The sequence below is a fragment of the Azohydromonas lata genome (assembly GCF_034427735.1).
Classification (GTDB): Bacteria; Pseudomonadota; Gammaproteobacteria; order Burkholderiales; family Burkholderiaceae_C; genus Azohydromonas; species Azohydromonas lata.
Genome location: NZ_JAXOJX010000010.1, coordinates 1 through 16,461, shown reverse-complemented (window position 1 = coordinate 16,461; position 16,461 = coordinate 1). Strand labels below are relative to the sequence as shown.

General features: G+C 65.1%; 16 protein-coding genes. 11 read left to right on the top strand and 5 right to left on the bottom strand.

Translation table 11 applies throughout. From position 1 onward, the window contains the following. Nucleotides 1–3: 3 nt before the first annotated feature. The 3 genes from SM757_RS08385 to SM757_RS08375 are packed head-to-tail and all read left to right on the top strand — an operon-like array spanning nt 4 to nt 3,418. The gene (locus SM757_RS08385; protein ID WP_322465102.1) at nt 4–852 is read left to right on the top strand and encodes a DUF4123 domain-containing protein; all 849 of its coding nucleotides are present in this window, start codon (nt 4–6) and stop codon (nt 850–852) included. Between the two features lie 12 nt (nt 853–864). Next, nucleotides 865–1,455 (top strand): DUF3304 domain-containing protein, encoded by a 591-nt coding sequence (locus SM757_RS08380; protein WP_322465101.1) that lies wholly within the window; start codon nt 865–867, stop codon nt 1,453–1,455. Further along, complete coding sequence (locus SM757_RS08375; protein ID WP_322465100.1) at nt 1,445–3,418, top strand: DUF2235 domain-containing protein; 1,974 nt, start codon at nt 1,445–1,447, stop codon at nt 3,416–3,418. The genes SM757_RS08380 and SM757_RS08375 overlap by 11 nt, the downstream gene beginning before the upstream one ends. A gap of 48 nt (nt 3,419–3,466) precedes the next feature. Here the strand turns inward: SM757_RS08375 and hslO are convergent, their stop codons facing one another. Beyond that, on the bottom strand, nt 3,467–4,432 hold the full coding sequence (gene hslO / locus SM757_RS08370) for an Hsp33 family molecular chaperone HslO (RefSeq protein WP_322465099.1): 966 nt from the start codon (nt 4,430–4,432) through the stop codon (nt 3,467–3,469). A 301-nt stretch (nt 4,433–4,733) separates the two neighbouring features. Between hslO and SM757_RS08365 the strand changes: the two genes are divergently transcribed. From SM757_RS08365 to SM757_RS08350, 4 genes are all read left to right on the top strand, one after another. Further along, on the top strand, nt 4,734–5,543 hold the full coding sequence (locus SM757_RS08365) for a ferritin-like domain-containing protein (RefSeq protein ID WP_322465150.1): 810 nt from the start codon (nt 4,734–4,736) through the stop codon (nt 5,541–5,543). A gap of 69 nt (nt 5,544–5,612) precedes the next feature. After that, complete coding sequence (locus SM757_RS08360) at nt 5,613–6,491, top strand: basic amino acid ABC transporter substrate-binding protein (RefSeq protein WP_066340565.1); 879 nt, start codon at nt 5,613–5,615, stop codon at nt 6,489–6,491. Between the two features lie 15 nt (nt 6,492–6,506). Continuing rightward, nucleotides 6,507–7,259 carry an amino acid ABC transporter permease gene (locus SM757_RS08355; protein WP_066340563.1) on the top strand — a complete coding sequence of 251 codons (753 nt, stop codon included), beginning with the start codon at nt 6,507–6,509 and terminating at the stop codon, nt 7,257–7,259. A gap of 182 nt (nt 7,260–7,441) precedes the next feature. Then, nucleotides 7,442–8,452, top strand: a complete 1,011-nt coding sequence (locus SM757_RS08350) for a porin (RefSeq protein ID WP_322465098.1) — start codon at nt 7,442–7,444, stop codon at nt 8,450–8,452. A 101-nt stretch (nt 8,453–8,553) separates the two neighbouring features. Here SM757_RS08350 and xerD read toward each other — a convergent pair whose 3' ends face one another. Together xerD and SM757_RS08340 are read right to left on the bottom strand one after the other, a co-directional pair. Continuing rightward, complete coding sequence (gene xerD / locus SM757_RS08345; RefSeq protein WP_322465149.1) at nt 8,554–9,471, bottom strand: site-specific tyrosine recombinase XerD; 918 nt, start codon at nt 9,469–9,471, stop codon at nt 8,554–8,556. A gap of 40 nt (nt 9,472–9,511) precedes the next feature. Continuing rightward, nucleotides 9,512–10,456, bottom strand: coding sequence for a tripartite tricarboxylate transporter substrate binding protein BugE (locus SM757_RS08340; RefSeq protein WP_066340558.1), 945 nt, complete (start codon nt 10,454–10,456; stop codon nt 9,512–9,514). A gap of 201 nt (nt 10,457–10,657) precedes the next feature. On the opposite strand from SM757_RS08340, the gene SM757_RS08335 reads away from it, so the two are divergent. After that, complete coding sequence (locus SM757_RS08335; RefSeq protein ID WP_066340555.1) at nt 10,658–11,563, top strand: AEC family transporter; 906 nt, start codon at nt 10,658–10,660, stop codon at nt 11,561–11,563. Nucleotide 11,564: 1 nt separating this feature from the next. Here the strand turns inward: SM757_RS08335 and queG are convergent, their stop codons facing one another. Then, nucleotides 11,565–12,668, bottom strand: coding sequence for a tRNA epoxyqueuosine(34) reductase QueG (queG, locus tag SM757_RS08330; protein WP_322465097.1), 1,104 nt, complete (start codon nt 12,666–12,668; stop codon nt 11,565–11,567). Here queG and tsaE point away from each other — a divergent pair. Both tsaE and SM757_RS08320 read left to right on the top strand, forming a co-directional pair. Continuing rightward, on the top strand, nt 12,651–13,142 hold the full coding sequence (tsaE, locus tag SM757_RS08325; protein WP_322465096.1) for a tRNA (adenosine(37)-N6)-threonylcarbamoyltransferase complex ATPase subunit type 1 TsaE: 492 nt from the start codon (nt 12,651–12,653) through the stop codon (nt 13,140–13,142). The two genes, queG and tsaE, sit on opposite strands and share 18 nt — an antisense overlap. Beyond that, entirely contained in the window at nt 13,139–14,587 is a 1,449-nt protein-coding gene (locus SM757_RS08320; protein WP_322465095.1) for an N-acetylmuramoyl-L-alanine amidase, read from the top strand. The genes tsaE and SM757_RS08320 overlap by 4 nt, the downstream gene beginning before the upstream one ends. Nucleotides 14,588–14,668: 81 nt before the next feature. Here the strand turns inward: SM757_RS08320 and SM757_RS08315 are convergent, their stop codons facing one another. After that, nucleotides 14,669–15,313 carry a DedA family protein gene (locus SM757_RS08315; protein WP_066340544.1) on the bottom strand — a complete coding sequence of 215 codons (645 nt, stop codon included), beginning with the start codon at nt 15,311–15,313 and terminating at the stop codon, nt 14,669–14,671. 49 nt (nt 15,314–15,362) lie between these two features. Here SM757_RS08315 and mutL point away from each other — a divergent pair. After that, on the top strand, nt 15,363–16,461 hold a 1,099-nt coding region (gene mutL / locus SM757_RS08310; protein ID WP_322465094.1), incomplete at its 3' end, for a DNA mismatch repair endonuclease MutL.

Genomic DNA, 16,461 nt, shown 5'->3' with positions numbered 1-16,461 from the left:
AAAGTGCAAAACTCCAACACGTTTATGGAAGCCGTATTGAACTTGAGCCCTGGTACGGACAGTTGCTTATATGCCTTGGTGGACCATGCCGGCGCACCAGGTTTATTGAAGCGCTTGCATGACTATCCGACAACGCCCTGGGTAAATTTATTTACAGGGTCGCGGGAAGAGTTGGCTATTGAGGCTGCACCGCTGCTGCTGACGCTGCAACCGCCGCTAAAATCTTGGTGGCTGCCATGGCTGCATACCGCCTGCCTGGAAAGCACCAGCCTGACCTTGCTGTATTCCAGTATAAATCCGCAAATACTGGTCAACGGCCTTAAAAAGAGGCTGGACGTTATGCTGCCGGACGATGTGCCGGCGCTGTTGCGGTATTTCGATACACGAATTCTTGAATCGCTACTGAAGGTATTGAAATCTGAGCAGCGAAAATCCTTTCTGGGCATTGCATTGCGTTGGATGTGGCTCGATAGAGGTGGAAATCTTCGGACCGATGACACCGTGCCGACGCCTGAAGATTCATGGGTTTCGCCATCTTTCCTTTCTGAGCAGCAACAGAACACCATGATTGAAGCCGCAGACGCTGACGTGCTTATGCAGCAAATGCAGACACATGGATGGGATTTGTGCGCAACCTATTCACGAGCGCAACTCCACGAACTTGCCTACAGTGCCTTGGCAAACGCAAAAGAATTTGGAATTGAAGGCATGCCGTCACAAACGCTTTTCGCATTGGCATGTTTGCAACTAGGCCTAAACTTCACAAAGGAAGCGAAATGGGCAGCATTGCTCCACAAAGTTCGAAACAAGGAGATAATTTTTGAAGATGCAATTCAACAAACAGGAATTTGAGAACACGGACAAATGAAAATATCTGCAGTGAACAGCTTGGATATGAGCAAAATTATTATTTCACAACGCGCCATCCGGCTCATATGCCTTTTGATGTTCTACGCAGGAGGGACTCTGATTGCCAGCCAAAAAAATGAAGCCAACGCAGAAAGTTCTCTCGATTATTTGACCGCCAAACCCATAGGTCTTGGCATTCACGGCTTTAATTACACGGATCTCGTTATTGAATGGTTTTCGATCAATGGCCGAGGTGGAGGCAACATTGCCGTGAGTTCACCCACCAGCGGAGGCGGCGGAACGACATGTTGCTTCCCCTGGCGGGCCGGAAGAATTTCTGCCATGAAGGTGGAAATTGAGTGGATGCGGATCGTGAACCAAAAACGACGCTGGTGCAAAAAAACCACCATGATTCAGCCGCCCTTCCCTGACAAGCCATTTGCCGTTGCAGTGCACTTCATGCCTGATGGCAGCATCATCTCAGAAATAACATCTAACTTTCCAAAAACAAAACTGCAACTAGAAAGATATGACCCCGGACACCGCAAAGAGTCTGGCAATGCAATTCACGACGAAGAGGTTGCGGAGTGCAGGCATGTCTATTAAAGGACACTACACAGCAGCACAATCAAAAGTCAATCTTCAATTTAGCGCCAGCCTAGCGAATACCACAGGACAGCCAGCATCAAAAGCTGTCCTCCCTCTGCAGAGACCTATCACTCTTACAGAGCGGAGCGCATGCATAAATCCTGCAAAACTGGCTTCTCCCGCAACTTCAGGCTGCGAGCAGACCATAACGGTAAGCCTATTTTTTGATGGCACAGGAAACAACCTGGATGCAGACATTACCACTTACGAATTGAGCAACGTCGCCAAATTATATTTAGCACATATAGAATCCGACTCAACCCAAGGCCTGCACCGACTTTACATTCCAGGAATTGGAACATATTTTGAAGAAATTGGAGATCCGGGCGGAACCCCGGAAGGCATGGGTTTTGGAGCATGGGGACAACATCGCATAGACTGGGCCATTTCCCAATTCGACAAAATTATTTCCGAAGCCGCAGCAATCGCCATGAATCCACGAAACAAAGTAAATTCCATCAATGTGGCAGCATTTGGCTTCAGTCGCGGCGCCACATTGGCACGCGCATTTGCCAGAGAGCTTCAAAAAAAGTGCAGCAAGACAAGCGAGGGTTGGAAACTAATTAAATACCAATATCCGATGAATTTCTATTTTCTAGGCTTATGGGATACTGTCGCATCTGTTGGCTTGCCACTGAGCGGTAACACGACATCAAATGCCCAGGCATTTAAAATTGTAGACACCTCAATCGCCATGAAACAGCGCAATCAAGGCAACAATGGGGTTAAATCACTTGCATTCAAGCCTTATGGAGCAGATCCTGCCCCTGGCCCATACGACGGGCATTCAACATGGGCGCACCCACTAGATATACCATCCATGGTTAAAAAGTGTGTGCACATGATTGCTGCACACGAAACAAGAAACTCTTTTCCACTCGATAGCTGCCGAAGAAACAATACCTATCCACCAAATACAGAAGAAATGGTTTATCCTGGCGTGCACTCAGACGTCGGCGGCGGTTATCGGCCTGGAGAAGGCGCTCGGAGCTTGAAGCCTGGCCAATTATTAAGCTTACTACCTCTACGTGCCATGCATCGCCTAGCTTATTTCCATGGCGTGCCGCTCTACTCACTACAGGAAATATCTTATGGAGAAACAGCACATGCTTTTGGCACCGACATTCATAGCCAAAAAGAGTTTAGCAAAACAGTTTCGCTTTGGCAGCACTATATGGAGCATATCAACCTGACGCAGATGGATCTCGGCCACCAAATCAATGCACATATGCGACTTTATTACGAATGGCGTTTCTACAAAATACATCAAAACAGAGATGCGCGAGCCAGGCGCGCCGACACAAATGATCAAGCCGAATTAAAGCTACTTGAGCAGCAATGGAAACATGAAAAAGGAGACTTGCAAAAGCAGATGAATGCTGCAAAAAAAGAAGCGGATGAAGCGCAATCAAATTTCATGCGCGCACAGGAACGTTTGAGCGCAGCGAAATCTGATAACCGGCGACTGGGCATTTCAATTAAACCATCTCTAATTTCATACGCAGATTCCGCAAAAGACATTTCCGACGCCGCCAAAGACAAATATCTGAGACTCAAAGCACGCCACGACACTTTACCTGATAGCGACGGCTCACTCGCCCGCAATCTCGATATATATGATGACCAACTTATGGCCGATGTGAAAATTATTCGCTCAACATTAGTCAACAATCCTCTGTTGCCCATCCGCCCTCATTACCGAAATCTACTGGACGCATTCGAGGCAGAATTCGTACACAACAAAGGCTTGCGCGACCCCAAACTCATTGAGTTCTTTGACACTTATGTGCACGACTCACTGGCGGCATTTGCAAAGGATGCAACTCTGCCCTCTGATCCGCGCGTTATTTACATTGGCGACGACGTGAAATCTCAACATGCCTCAGCAATTCCTGACGGACCCCATACGAACAATGCCTGATTGGGCTGCACCCATGGAACAGATGCAGCCCACCGCAGCCACTGCCCCTTACTGCACCGCCGTAGAAGACGGCGGCTGATCCCGCTCTGGCGTAAAGAGCTCGCCCACATCCACCACGTCGAAGTGATATTGCCGCCCGCAGAAATCGCAGCCGATTTCCACTTCGCCGCGCTCGGCCACGATGGAGTCGATCTCGTCGCGGCCCAAACCCTTGAGCATCGCGCCCACGCGCTCGCGCGAGCAGGTGCACGCAAAGCGCGGCTGCTGCGGCTCGAAGCGGCGCACGTCCTCTTCCCAGAACAGGCGGTGCAGGATGGTCTCGGCATCCAGCGTCAGCAGCTCCTCCTTGGTGAGCGAGCCCGCCAGGTGCGCGATGCGGTTGAAACTCTCGGCCAGCAGCTCGGCCTCGACGCGCTTTTCCTTGCTCTCCAGGTTGCCCTCGCCCTCTATGGGCAGGCGCTGTATCAGCAGTCCGGCGGCCACCTCGTCGTTGGCCGCCAGCACCAGCCGGGTTTCGAGCTGCTCGGACTGGCGCATGTACTGCTCCAGCACCGCGGAGATGTCCTGCAGTGCGTGGAACTCCTCACCCATGGCCGACAGCGGCACCACGCCCTGGTAGGGCTGCTGGCCGGGCTGGCGGTCGCGCGGGTCCAGCGTGATGGCGCAGCGGCCGCGGTTGTGCACGTTGAGCATGGCCTCCAGCCCGGCGCCTTCCGGTACCTCGCCCACCACCTTGGCCGTGGAGCGGAAATGCAGCTCCGGCTGCACCTCCACCACCGCCATCTTCACCGGGCCGTCGCCAAAGATCTGCATCACCAGCGCGCCGTTGAACTTGATGTTGGACTGCATCAGCACGGCCGCGGCCGTCATCTCGCCCAGCAGTTGGCGCACCGGCGCCGGGTAGCCGCCACCGGCTTCGCGGCGCTGCAGCACCTCGCGCCAGCTGTCGGTGAGCCGCACCAGCATGCCCCGCACGGGCAGGCCTTCGAACAGGAACTTGTGCAGATCGCTCATGGTGTTGTTGGTGTGTGTGGTGTGCTGCAAGGCTGCGCGCGGGCCAGGAAGGCCACGCGCGAAATGGAAACGGAGCCCCATTGGGACCCAGGCGGCGCATACCGGCCGGGAAGGCCCCGGCGCGCCGCGAGCCGATAATTCTAGGAGCCGACACCCCCGCCCCCGGGCAAGACATGCGCCCGGCCCCGCGGCGGCCACGGTTGACGGCGCCGCGACGCAACGCGGCATGCCGCCGTCCACACCGCCCGCCGCACGTCCCTTCACGCCGCCACCCGCGCCGCCTGAGCTTCCCTTCACCGCCATGAACGACCTGCCCTGCCTGCGCCGCGCCGCGCTGCGCGCCCTGTGCGAGTGCGACCCCGCCGAAAAATCCCTGCAGGCCACCGCGCTGCACGAGGGTTTCGATCGGTTCCACCTGGACCCCGCCCTGCGCCTGGACGAGCCGGCCGAGGGCACCCTGCCCGGACGCCCGCCGCTGCCGCGTCTGGTGGAGCCGCGTCAGGTGCCCATGCGCTCGCCCTTCACCCCCGAGGGCCGCGCGGCGCTGCTGCACGCGGTGGCGCACATCGAGTTCAACGCCATCAACCTGGCGCTGGACGCGGTGTGGCGCTTCGCCGACATGCCGCCGGCCTTCTACAGCGACTGGATACGCGTGGCCGCCGAGGAGGCCATGCACTTCGGCCTGGTGCGCGAGCACCTGCGCTCGCTTGGGCGCGATTACGGCGACTTCGAGGCCCACGACGGCCTGTGGCTGATGACGCAGCGCACGGCCGCCGACGTGCTCGCGCGCATGGCGCTGGTGCCGCGCACGCTGGAGGCGCGCGGGCTGGACGCCGCGCCGCCCATGCAGGAGAAATTCCGCCGCGCCGGCGACGCGCGCGCCGTGGACATCCTGGACGTGATCCTGCGCGACGAGGTCGGCCACGTCGCCGTGGGCAACCGCTGGTACCGCTGGGCCTGCGCCCAGCGCGGCCTGGACCCCATCGCCCACTACCCGCTGCTGACCGCCCAATACAAGGCGCCGCGCCTGCGTCCGCCCTTCAATTACGCGGCGCGGCTGGCGGCCGAGTTCACCCAGGCCGAGCTGCTGGCGCTGGAGCAACAAGCTTGACTTTTGTGAGGCCGTCAGCTCCTGGTCAGCGCATAAACTGCCGGCACTTGAACAAATTCTGGTACTTCCATGGCAAATAACATCTCCTCGCGCCGTGTTTTCCTGCAAGCCGGCCTGGTGGGCACGGCCGCCCTGCTGGGCGCCTGCGGCAAGAAGGAAGAAGCTGCCGCGCCGGCGGCGGCCCCGGCCGCTTCCGAGGCCGCCGCGCCGGCCGCCGCCCCGGCCAAGGTCTACGTGGTGGGCACCGATGCGGCCTACGCGCCCTTCGAGTCGCAAAACGAAAAGGGAGAAATCGTCGGCTTCGACATCGACGTGGTCAGCGCCATCGCCTCCAAGGCCGGCGTGCAGGTGAAGTTCGTCAACACGCCCTGGGAAGGCATCTTCAACGCCGTGGCGCAGGGCGACCGCGACCTGCTGGTGTCGGCCATCACCATCACCGACGAGCGCAAGCAGACCATGGACTTCACGGCGCCCTACTTCGACGCGGTGCAGCTCATCGCCGTCAAGAAGGACTCCAAGGTCGCCAAGTTCTCCGACCTCAAGCCGCTGAAGGTCGGCGTGCAGACCGGCACCACGGGCGACGAGGTCGTCACCAAGCTGCTGGGCAAGAACAGCGCGGCCATCAAGCGCTTCGAGTCCACGCCGCTGGCGCTCAAGGAGCTGGAGTCCGGCGGCGTCGATGCCGTGGTGGCCGACAACGGTGTGGTCATCCACTACGTGGCCAACAACGCCGGCGTGGGCTTCAAGACGGTGTCGGACCCGAGCTTCCAGTCCGAGCAGTACGGCATCGCCGTGCGCAAGGGCAACACCGCCGTGCTGGACATGCTCAACCAGGGCCTGGCGGGCATCCGCGCCGACGGCACTTACGACCGCATCTATGCCAAGTACTTCGGCAGCGCCCCGGGCGGCGCGGCCGCAGCCGCCCCGGCGTCGGCCGCTTCCAAGTAAGAAGGCCGCACGGCAGTGAACCTGCGTTGGGAAATCCTGGCGGGCTACGGCCCGCTTTTCTTGTCCGGCCTGTGGATGACGGTGCAGCTGGCCCTCGTGGCGGTGCTCGGCGGCCTGGTGCTGGGCGCCTTGCTGGGCCTGGTGAGCAGCTCGGCCGACGCGCCCGCGCCCAAGACACCGCTGGCGCGCGTGCTGATGAAGCTCGCGCGCGCCGTGACCCTGGGCTACGTCACCTTCTTCCGCGGCACGCCGCTGTTCGTCCAGATCCTGCTGGTGCACTTCGCGCTCATGCCCACGCTCATCCATCCGGAGACGGGGCTGCTGCTCACGGGTGAGGCCGCACGCGCATTCCGCCAGGAGCACGGGGCGTTCTTCTCGGGGGCGCTGGCGCTCACGCTCAATGCGGGCGCCTACATCAGCGAGATCTTTCGCGCCGGCATTCAAAGCATCCACCGCGGCCAGACCCAGGCCGCCTACAGCCTGGGCCTCACGCACGCGCAGGCCATGCGCGAGGTGATCCTGCCCCAGGCGTTTCGGCGCATGGTGCCGGCGCTGGTCAACGAGGGCGTCACGCTCATCAAGGACTCGTCGCTGGTCTCGGCCATCGGCCTGGCCGAGTTGGCGCTGGCTGCTCGCACCGTGGCGGGCGCCTATTCGCGCTATTGGGAGCCCTACCTCGCCATCTCGGTGCTGTACCTGGTGCTCACGCTGCTGCTGTCCACCCTGGCCAAGCGGCTGGAAGCCCCGGCGCACTTGCGCGGGCGCTGAAAACGCGCCAGGCGCCGCAATGGTTGTGCGGGCATCTATCGCCCGCACAACCCCGCACTGTTGCGCCAAAGTCACAAAACAGCGCAAGTTGGTCCCACAGAACGGGTTTTTGCTTTCGCCGTTCTTAAAATAATTCTCATCGGGTTAGTAAAAGCCCCGATGTTCAAATAAAGGATTCTTCGATGAAGCGCACTCTGATTGCTGCCGCCGCCGTTCTGGCCGCCGGCGGTGCTTTCGCCCAAAGCTCGGTCCAGATCTATGGCCGCGTGAACACCTCCGTCGAGCGCCAGAAGGCCGGCGACGTGTCCACCACCGTGATGCAGAACAACGCTTCGCGTTGGGGCCTGCGTGGTTCGGAAGACCTGGGCGGCGGCCTGAAGGGCCTGTTCGTGCTGGAAAGCGGCTTCAACTCCGACACCGGCGGTCTGACGCAAGCCGGCGCCATCTTCGGCCGTGAGTCGTGGGTCGGTGTGGAAGGCAACTTCGGCCGCGTGCGCCTGGGCAACATGGGCCAGTCCGCCGCTTACTACGCGACGGCTGACTACATCAGCATGCACAACCACGATACGGGCACGTCCTCCGACGCGTTCTACACGTATCCCGGCTTCAAGCAAAACACCATCGCCTACAACACGCCGAGTTTCGGCGGTCTGGTGCTGGAAGCCCAGTACGGCCTGAAGGAAACGGTCGTTGGCGGCAAGAACACCGCTCAGCTGGTGGCCAACTACGACCGCGGCCCGCTGCACCTGGGTGCCAGCTACCTGCAAGGCCCGACCACGATCGACGGCGTGACCTTCAACGACTCCAAGCAGTACGGCCTGCGTGCCCTGTACGAGCTGGGCGCCGTGACGCTGGGTGCCTACTACATCCGTGACAACCTGGACGAGGCCGTTGGCGGCGCCGTGGCTGACGCCAAGCGCAACTCCTACCGCGTGTCGGCCATGTACACCATCGGCGCCAGCGAGCTGCACGCCAACGTGGGCTACGCCGACAAGTTCAAGGTCGGCGGCACCAAGATCGACGACTCCAACGCCCTGCAGTACACGCTGGCCTACAACTACAACCTGAGCAAGCGCACCAAGGTGTACGCCTTCTACACGAAGGTGAACAACAAGGCGAATTCGAGCTACTTCACCGGCGTGGACAACGCCGACTTCTCGTCCTTCGCCCTGGGCGTGCGCCACAACTTCTGATGATCGCGGCCTGCGGGCCGCTTTCCCCTGGAAGCCAAAAGGCCGGTCTGTCGACCGGCCTTTTTTCATGCCCGTTGCCGTCGCAACCGGCAGTCCGCGCTTCAGGCCCGCGGGTGATGCGCCGCGTGCAGCGCGCGCAGCCGCTCGCGCGCGACGTGGGTGTAGATGGTGGTGGTGGAGATGTCGGCGTGCCCGAGCAGCAGTTGCACGGCGCGCAAATCCGCGCCGTGGTTGAGCAAATGCGTGGCAAAGGCGTGGCGCAGCGTGTGCGGCGACAGCGGTACGGTGATGCCCGCGGCGCGCGCGTGCTTCTTCACCAGTTGCCAGAACATCTGCCGCGTCATGCCCTCGCCGCGCACGGTGACGAAGAGAGCGTCGCTCTGGCGCGCGCCCAGTATCTGGCCCCGCGCCTCGGCCAGGTAGCGCCGCAGCCAGCTGTGCGCCTCCTCGCCGAAGGGCACCAGCCGCTCCTTGGCGCCCTTGCCGGTGACGCGCAGCACGCCCTCGGCCAGGCTCACCGACAGCAGGTTCAATCCCACGAGCTCGCTCACGCGCAGCCCGCTGGCGTACATCAGCTCCAGCATGGCGCGGTCGCGCAGGCCCAGCGGCTCCTCCACGGGCGGCGCCGTCAGCAGCGCCTCCACCTGCGCCTCGGACAGCGATTTGGGCACGCGCAGCGGCTGGCGCGCGGACAGCAGCTTCAGCGTCGGGTCCTGCTGCAGCCGGTGCTCGCGCAGCGCCCAGCGGAAGTAGCGCTTGAAGACCGTGAGCCGCCGGTTGGCGGTGGCCGCGCGGGTGTCGGCATGGCGCGCGGCGATGTAGCCGCGCAGGTCGGCCTCGGTGCTGGCGTCCAGCGAGTGGCCGGCCTCGGCGTCCAGCCAGTCGGCGTAGAGCGAGAGGTCGCGCCGGTAGGCCGAGAGCGTGTTGGCCGAGAGGCCGTCCTCTATCCACAGCGCCTGCGCGAAGCGCTCTATGGCCACGCGGCTGGCCTCGCGGGCCGCCGATGGCTGGGTGTTCACGGCGGCCGCTTGGGCCGCCTCGGGTGCTGCCGTGCTCACGTCACTCCAGGCGCAGGTTCTGGCGTGCGACCACGCCCTTGTAGACGTCGTACTCGGCGCGTATCTGCTCGCCGAACTGCTCAGGCGTGTTGCCCAGCACCAGCGAGCCCGTGTCCTCGATGCGCTTCTTCACCGCGGGGTCGGCCAGGGCCTGCCTGGCGGCGTGGTAGACCTTGTCCACGATGTCCTTGGGCACCCCTTTGGGGCCGACGATGCCGTAGTAGGCCATGCGGTTGACGGGCTCCAGGCCGACCTCCTTGAAGGTGGGCACGTTGGGGAGCATGGGCAGCCGCTGCGGCGCGGCCACGACGATGGGCACGAGCTTGCCTTCCTTCACGAAGGGCAGTGCCGAGGGCAGGTTGTCGAACATGATGGGCACCTGCCCGGCCACCGTGTCGTTGAGCGCCGGGCCCGCGCCGCGGTAGGGAATGTGGGTGATGAACACGCCCGTGAGGCTCTTGAACAGCTCGGTCTGCAGGTGGCCTATGCCGCCGGTGCCGGAGCTGGAGTAGCTGTACTTGCCGGGGCTCTTCTTGAGCAGCGCGATGAAGTCGGCGTAGTTCTTGGCCGGGAAGCCCGGGTGCACCGCGATGATGTTGGGCGTGGCCGCGAGGTTGGTGATGGGCGTGAAGTCGGTGAGCGGGTTGTAGCCCGTGCGCGGGTTGATGGCCGGGTTGGCCGCCGTGGTGGAGACGGTGGCGATGCCCAGGGTGTAGCCGTCCGGCGCGCTGCGCGCGAGCTCCTGCGCGCCGACGATGCCGCCGCCGCCGGCCTTGTTCTCCACCACCACGGTCTGGCCCAGCGCGGCGCCGAGCTTGTCGGAAACGGTGCGCGCCACGATGTCGGTGGTGCCGCCCGGTGCGAAGGGGACGACCAGCCGAATGGGTTTGCTTGGATAGCCCTGTTGAGCGAAAGCCAGCGGGCCGGCCAGGGCCAGGCCCACCATCGCGCCCAAGCAGCGCAGCGCTTGTCGATTCATCCGCTTGTCTCCTCCAGCAGAGGCCGAACCACACGGCCCTCAAGGCATTGTGGCCCATGGTTACAGGTGAAGGGCGGGCGTGGCGGCCGTCCCGCATCGCGGGCCGATGCGCGGCGGCCGGCAGGCCCCGTGGCCTGTGTGCCAGGCCTGCGCTGGCACACTTCGGCGATGAACGAGGCCCTGTTGCTGTTGCCCGACTTTTTGCTGATCGCAACGGGCTTTCTGATCTGCCGGTACACGGCGCTCAACCGCCCGGTGTGGGAGGCCACGGAGCGGCTGGTGTACTACCTGCTCTTCCCCGTGCTGCTGTTCAACGCCATCGTGCGCAACCCGCTGCAGCCCGGGGCCATGCTGTCGCTGGTGTTCAGCGGGCTGGCCGTGGTGGGCTGCGGCATCGTGCTGGCGTACTCGCTGGGCCTGTTTCGCGGCGTGGACCGCACGGCGCATGCGTCCGGCGCGCAGACGGCCTTTCGCTTCAACTCCTACATCGGCCTGGCGCTGGCCGAGCGCTTGGGCGGCGCGCCGGCGGTGGCGGCCATCGCCATGCTGATCGCCTTTTGCGTGCCGCTGTGCAACGTGGCCGCGGTGTGGCCGCTGGCGCGCCACGGCGGGCAGAACTACCTGCGCGAGCTCTCGCGCAATCCGCTGATCCTGAGCACGGTGGCGGGGCTGCTGGGCAACCTCATGGGCCTGAAGTTTCCCGAGGCCGTGGCCACCAGCCTGAACCGCGTGGGCACGGCCGCGCTGCCGCTGGGCCTGATGGCCGTGGGCGCGGGGCTGCAGTTGGGCGCGCTGCGCGAGGCGCCGCGCCTGGCCACGGCGCTGCTGTCCATACGCCACGCTGTGCTGCCGCTGGTGGCGCTGATGCTGGTGCACGTGCTTGGGCTGCCGCCGGTGCAGCAGCTCGTGGTGGTGGCCTTCGCGGCGCTGCCCACCGCCTCCACCTGCTACGTGCTGGCCGCGCGCCTGGGCGGGCATCCGGGCTTCGTGGCGGGGCTGGTGACGCTTTCCACGCTGCTGGGCATGGTGAGCGTGCCGGTGGCGCTGTGGACGCTGGCGCGGCTGCAGGGCTAACTCAGGCAGGCACCGCGTGCTGCGCCAGCGCCCAGGCTATGTGCTCGCGCACCAGCTCGCCGGCGGCCTCGCGCCGGCTCTCAAGCGCCTGCCGCACGGCGATCTCGTCGGCCTCTTCAAGCCCTGCCCTGAGCGCATTGCCCAGCGCAACCGCCAGGTTGCGTTGCCAACGTTCGTACCCGATGCGCCGTATCGGGCTGCCCTCGGTGCGGCTTGAAAACTCCGCCTCGCTCCAGCGCCAGAGCTGCAGCAGCGTGGGCGCGTTGAAATGCGCGCGCACGTCGAAGTCCGGCAGCGGCGAGCGCTGGGCGAACTTGTTCCAGGGGCAGGCGAGCTGGCAGTCGTCGCAGCCATAGATGCGGTTGCCCAAGAGCGGCCGCAGCTCCAGCGGCATGGGCCCGTCGTGCTCGATCGTCAGGTAGGAGATGCAGCGCCGCGCGTCCAGCCGGTAGGGCGCGACGATGGCCCGCGTTGGGCACGCGTCCACGCAGGCCGTGCAGCCGCCGCAATGGGCGCTGGCCGGCTCGCTGGCGGGCAGCGGCAGGTCCACGTAGATCTCGCCCAGGAAGAAGGTGGAGCCCGCCTCGCGCGAGAGCGTGAGCGTGTGCCGACCGCGCCAACCCAGGCCGCTGCGCGTGGCCAGCTCCACTTCCAGCACCGGGGCGGAGTCGGTGAACACGCGGTGGCCGAAGGGGCCCACGGCCGCGGCCAGCCGGTCGGCGAGCTTTTGCAGCCGCGCGCGCAGCACCTTGTGGTAGTCCCGCCCGCGGGCGTAGAGCGACACGCCCGCCTGCAGCGGCTGCGCCAGGCGCTCGAACTCGATGCGCTGCCAACCATCCGGCGTGGCCTGCGGCAGGTAGTCCATGCGCGCGGTGATCACGCTGACCGTGCCGGGCACCAGCTCGGCGGGGCGGGCGCGCTTCATGCCGTGGGCGGCCATGTAGTGCATGGAGCCGTGAAATCCGGCCTCCAGCCAGGCCTGCAGCCCCGGCTCGGCCGCCGTCAAATCCACGCCGGCAATGCCGATCTGGGAAAATCCCAACTCGCGCGCCCACTTGCGCAATGGCTCCAGCAATGCGAGCGCTTCATGACCTTGCAATCCCATCCCCCGATTCTAGAAAGCCGGCTCTTTCATTGGCCCACCGAGGACGATGCCGCCGCCTGCGCCCAGCGCCTGGCCGGCTGCGGCGCGCTGCGTGACGCCTTCGTGGAGCTGCACGGCCCGCTGGGCGCGGGCAAGACCACCTTCGTGCGCCACCTGCTGCGCGCGCTGGGCGTCACCGGCCGCATCAAGAGCCCCAGCTACGCGGTGCTGGAGCCGCACGAGGCGCAGGGTTTGACGATCTCGCACTTTGACTTCTACCGCTTCGAGGACCCGCGCGAGTGGGAAGACGCGGGCTTCAGAGACGTGTTCGCCGGCCCCGGCCTCAAGCTGGCCGAATGGCCGGAGAAGGCGGCAGGGGTATTGCCGCTGGCCGACCTCGTGCTGACGTTGCGCATATGCGACGACGACTCGCGCGAGCTGCAGGCGCAGGCGCAAAGTGCGCGCGGACTGCAACTGCTGGAGGTGCTGGCATGAAGAGCCGACATCAACCGCGCTGCTTTCCGCACCCCGCTTTCGACCGGCGTGGCCTGTTGAAGCGCGGCGGCGCGCTGGCGCTGCTGCTGGGCGCGGGCGAGCTGGCCTGGGGCGCGGGCATCGTGGCCGTGCGCGTGTGGCCGGCGGCCGAGTACACGCGCGTGACGATTGAAAGCGACCAGGCGCTGGTGGCACGCCACCAGCTCATCGAATCGCCGGACCGGCTGGTGATCGACATCGACGGGCTGGAGCTCAGCCCCACGCTGCGCGACCTCGTGGGCAAGGTGCGCGCGGACGACCCCTTCATTGCCGGCGTGCGCATAGGCCAGAACCAGCCGCGCACCGTGCGCCTGGTGGTGGACCTGAAGCAGCCCACGGCGCCGCAGCAGTTCCGCCTGGAGCCCGTGGCCGCCTACCAGCACCGGCTGGTGTTCGACCTGCATCCCACGCAGGCGCCGGACCCGCTGCTGGCGCTGCTGCGCGAGAAGACGCAGGCCGAGCAGCAGGCCGCGCGCTCGGTGCAGGACGCGCTGGGCGAGTTCATAGACCGCATGGACCGCCCCGGCATCCCCACCCCGCCGCCGGCCGTGGCCGCCAACAAGCCGCCCACGGCGCGGCCGGCCACGCCGTCCGCCACCCCTGCGACGCCGCCGGCCGCCCCGCCCGCCGTGGCCCAGGCGCCCACCACGCCCGCGCCTCCGCCGCCGCCCACGGCCGAGCAGTTGCGCAAGATGGACCGGCTCATCGTCATCGCCCTGGACCCGGGCCATGGCGGCGAGGACCCCGGTGCCATCGGTCCCAGCGGGCTCAAGGAAAAGGACGTGGTGCTGTCGGTGGCCAAGCAGTTGCGCGACCGCCTCAACGCCGTGCCCGGCATGCGCGCCATGCTCACGCGCGACGCCGACTACTTCGTCCCGCTGGGCGAGCGCGTGCAGAAGGCGCGCCGCGTGCAGGCCGACCTGTTCGTGTCCATCCATGCCGACGCCTTCCTCTCGCCGGAGGCGCGCGGCGCCAGCGTGTTCGCGCTCAGCGACAAGGGCGCCTCCAGCGCCGCGGCACGCTGGATGGCGCAGCGCGAGAACGCCAGCGACATCGTGGGCGGCGCCAACATCAAGAGCAACGACGTGCACGTCATGCGCGCGCTGCTGGACATGAGCACCACGGCGCAGATCAAGGACAGCCTCAAGCTTGGCGGCGAGGTGCTGGGCCAGATCGGCAAGGTAGGCAAGCTGCACAAGGGCAGCGTGGAGCAGGCGGGCTTTGCGGTGCTCAAGGCGCCGGACATCCCGAGCATCCTGGTGGAGACGGCCTTCATCTCCAACCCGGAGGAGGAGCGCAAGCTCGCCAGCGCCGACTACCAGGCCGAGCTGGTCCAGGCCGTGTCCACGGGCATCAGGCGCTACTTCGCGAAGAACCCGCCGCTGGCGAGGAACCGGGTGCTGTAAGCGGCAGCGGCCACTTGCGCCCCCGCCAAGGAAAAGCGGCCCCGCGGGGCCGCTTGCCGTTTGCAGGGAAGCAGCGCGGCCTCAAGCCGCCTCGGCCCGCCTCGCCTTCCAGGCGCCCAGCACGGCGATGGCCGAGGGGACGAGGATGAGCGCGTAGATGATGATGTTCAGGTTGGCCTTGACCCACGGGATGTTGCCGAACAGGTAGCCCGCCAGCGTCAGCGACACCACCCACAGCGCGCCGCCGCTGACGTTGAAGAGCGTGAACTTGGCGCGCGTCATGGCCGCCACGCCGGCCACGAAGGGCACGAAGGTGCGTATGAACGGCATGAAGCGCGCCAGGACGATGGTGATGCCGCCGTGCTTCTCGTAGAAGGCATGCGCCTGGTCGAAGGCGCGCTTGTTGAAGAAGCGCGAGCTCTCCCAGCGGAACACCTGCGGGCCGAACCAGCGGCCGATGCTGTAGTTCATCTGGTCGCCCAGCACGGCCGCCACGAACAGCAGCGCCATGGCCAGCGGCAGGTTCATCAGGCCGACGCCGCACATCGCGCCCACCACGAACAGCAGCGAGTCGCCGGGCAGGAAGGGCATGACCACCACGCCCGTCTCCACGAAGATGATGGCGAACAGCAGCGCGTAGACCCACGGGCCGTAGGCCTCCACGAACGACATGAGGTGCGCATCGACGTGGAGGATGAAATCGAAGAGCTGGGCGAACATTTCCATGGAACCCATTATCCGGGTCGACCCGGAGCGGCTTCCTACAATCCCGGAGATGAATTCCGCTGTTGTTGGCGCGCCGCGCCGTCCCATCCGAGAGCTGCCCGACGCCCTGGTGAGCCAGATTGCCGCGGGGGAAGTGGTGGAGCGGCCGGCCTCGGTCGTGCGCGAGCTGGTGGACAACGCGCTGGACGCCGGGGCCACGCAGATCACGGTGCGCCTCACGGGCGGCGGCTTGCGCGCCATCGTGGTGGAGGACGACGGCTGCGGCATCCCCTCCTCGCAGCTCGCCCTGGCGCTCAAGCGCCACGCCACCAGCAAGATCGCCTCGCTCTCCGAGCTGGAGCAGGTGCGCAGCATGGGCTTCCGGGGCGAAGCGCTGGCGGCCATCGCCTCCGTGGCCGAGATGAGCCTCGCCAGCCGCGCCAGCGATGCCGCGCACGCGCACCGGCTGGACGCGCGCACGGGCGAGCTCACGCCCGCGGCCCGCGCCGTGGGCACCACGCTGGAAGTGCGCGAGCTGTTCTTCAACACCCCGGCACGGCGCAAGTTCCTCAAGAGCGAGGGCACCGAGTTCGCCCACGCGCTGGACGCCGTGCGCCGCCACGCCCTGGCGCGGCCGGACGTGACCTTCGCCGTCTGGCACGACGGCAAGCTCGCCGCGCAGTGGCGCGCCGCCGGCGCCGGGCTGCTGCCGGAGGACAACCCGCTCACCCAGCGCATGCGCGAGGTGCTGGGCATCGACTTCATCGCCGCCAGCCGCGCCGTGCAGGCCGCCGCCGGGCCGCTGCGCATCGAAGGCCGCGCCGGCAACCCCGAGGCCGCGCGGGCGCGCGCCGACGTGCAGTACCTCTACGTCAATGGCCGTTTCGTGCGAGACCGGCTCGTCACCCACGCCGTGCGCTCGGCCTACGAGGACCAGCTCCACAGCAGCCGCCAGCCGGCCTACGTGCTGTTCCTGGACATCGCGCCGGAGCTGGTGGACGTGAACGTGCACCCGACCAAGATCGAGGTGCGCTTCCGCGACGGCCGCGCCGTGCACCAGGCCGTGCGGCAGGCGCTGGTGCAGTCGCTGGCGCTCACGCGCGCGGTCGAGGACGCCGGCCCGCAGGACGTGCCCTGGCCCACGGCCGGCGCCGTGGGCTCTGTCTCTT

Coding starts and splice junctions, on each gene's coding strand:
- SM757_RS08340 (WP_066340558.1), bottom strand. CDS start 10,456: ATGGTGGGCCTGGCCCTGGCCGGCCCGCTGGCTTTCGCTCAACAGGGC.
- tsaE (WP_322465096.1), top strand. CDS start 12,651: ATGACCTTGCAATCCCATCCCCCGATTCTAGAAAGCCGGCTCTTTCAT.
- SM757_RS08335 (WP_066340555.1), top strand. CDS start 10,658: ATGAACGAGGCCCTGTTGCTGTTGCCCGACTTTTTGCTGATCGCAACG.
- SM757_RS08320 (WP_322465095.1), top strand. CDS start 13,139: ATGAAGAGCCGACATCAACCGCGCTGCTTTCCGCACCCCGCTTTCGAC.
- SM757_RS08380 (WP_322465101.1), top strand. CDS start 865: ATGAAAATATCTGCAGTGAACAGCTTGGATATGAGCAAAATTATTATT.
- queG (WP_322465097.1), bottom strand. CDS start 12,668: ATGGGATTGCAAGGTCATGAAGCGCTCGCATTGCTGGAGCCATTGCGC.
- SM757_RS08315 (WP_066340544.1), bottom strand. CDS start 15,313: ATGGAAATGTTCGCCCAGCTCTTCGATTTCATCCTCCACGTCGATGCG.
- hslO (WP_322465099.1), bottom strand. CDS start 4,432: ATGAGCGATCTGCACAAGTTCCTGTTCGAAGGCCTGCCCGTGCGGGGC.
- SM757_RS08375 (WP_322465100.1), top strand. CDS start 1,445: ATGTCTATTAAAGGACACTACACAGCAGCACAATCAAAAGTCAATCTT.
- SM757_RS08360 (WP_066340565.1), top strand. CDS start 5,613: ATGGCAAATAACATCTCCTCGCGCCGTGTTTTCCTGCAAGCCGGCCTG.
- SM757_RS08365 (WP_322465150.1), top strand. CDS start 4,734: ATGAACGACCTGCCCTGCCTGCGCCGCGCCGCGCTGCGCGCCCTGTGC.
- SM757_RS08350 (WP_322465098.1), top strand. CDS start 7,442: ATGAAGCGCACTCTGATTGCTGCCGCCGCCGTTCTGGCCGCCGGCGGT.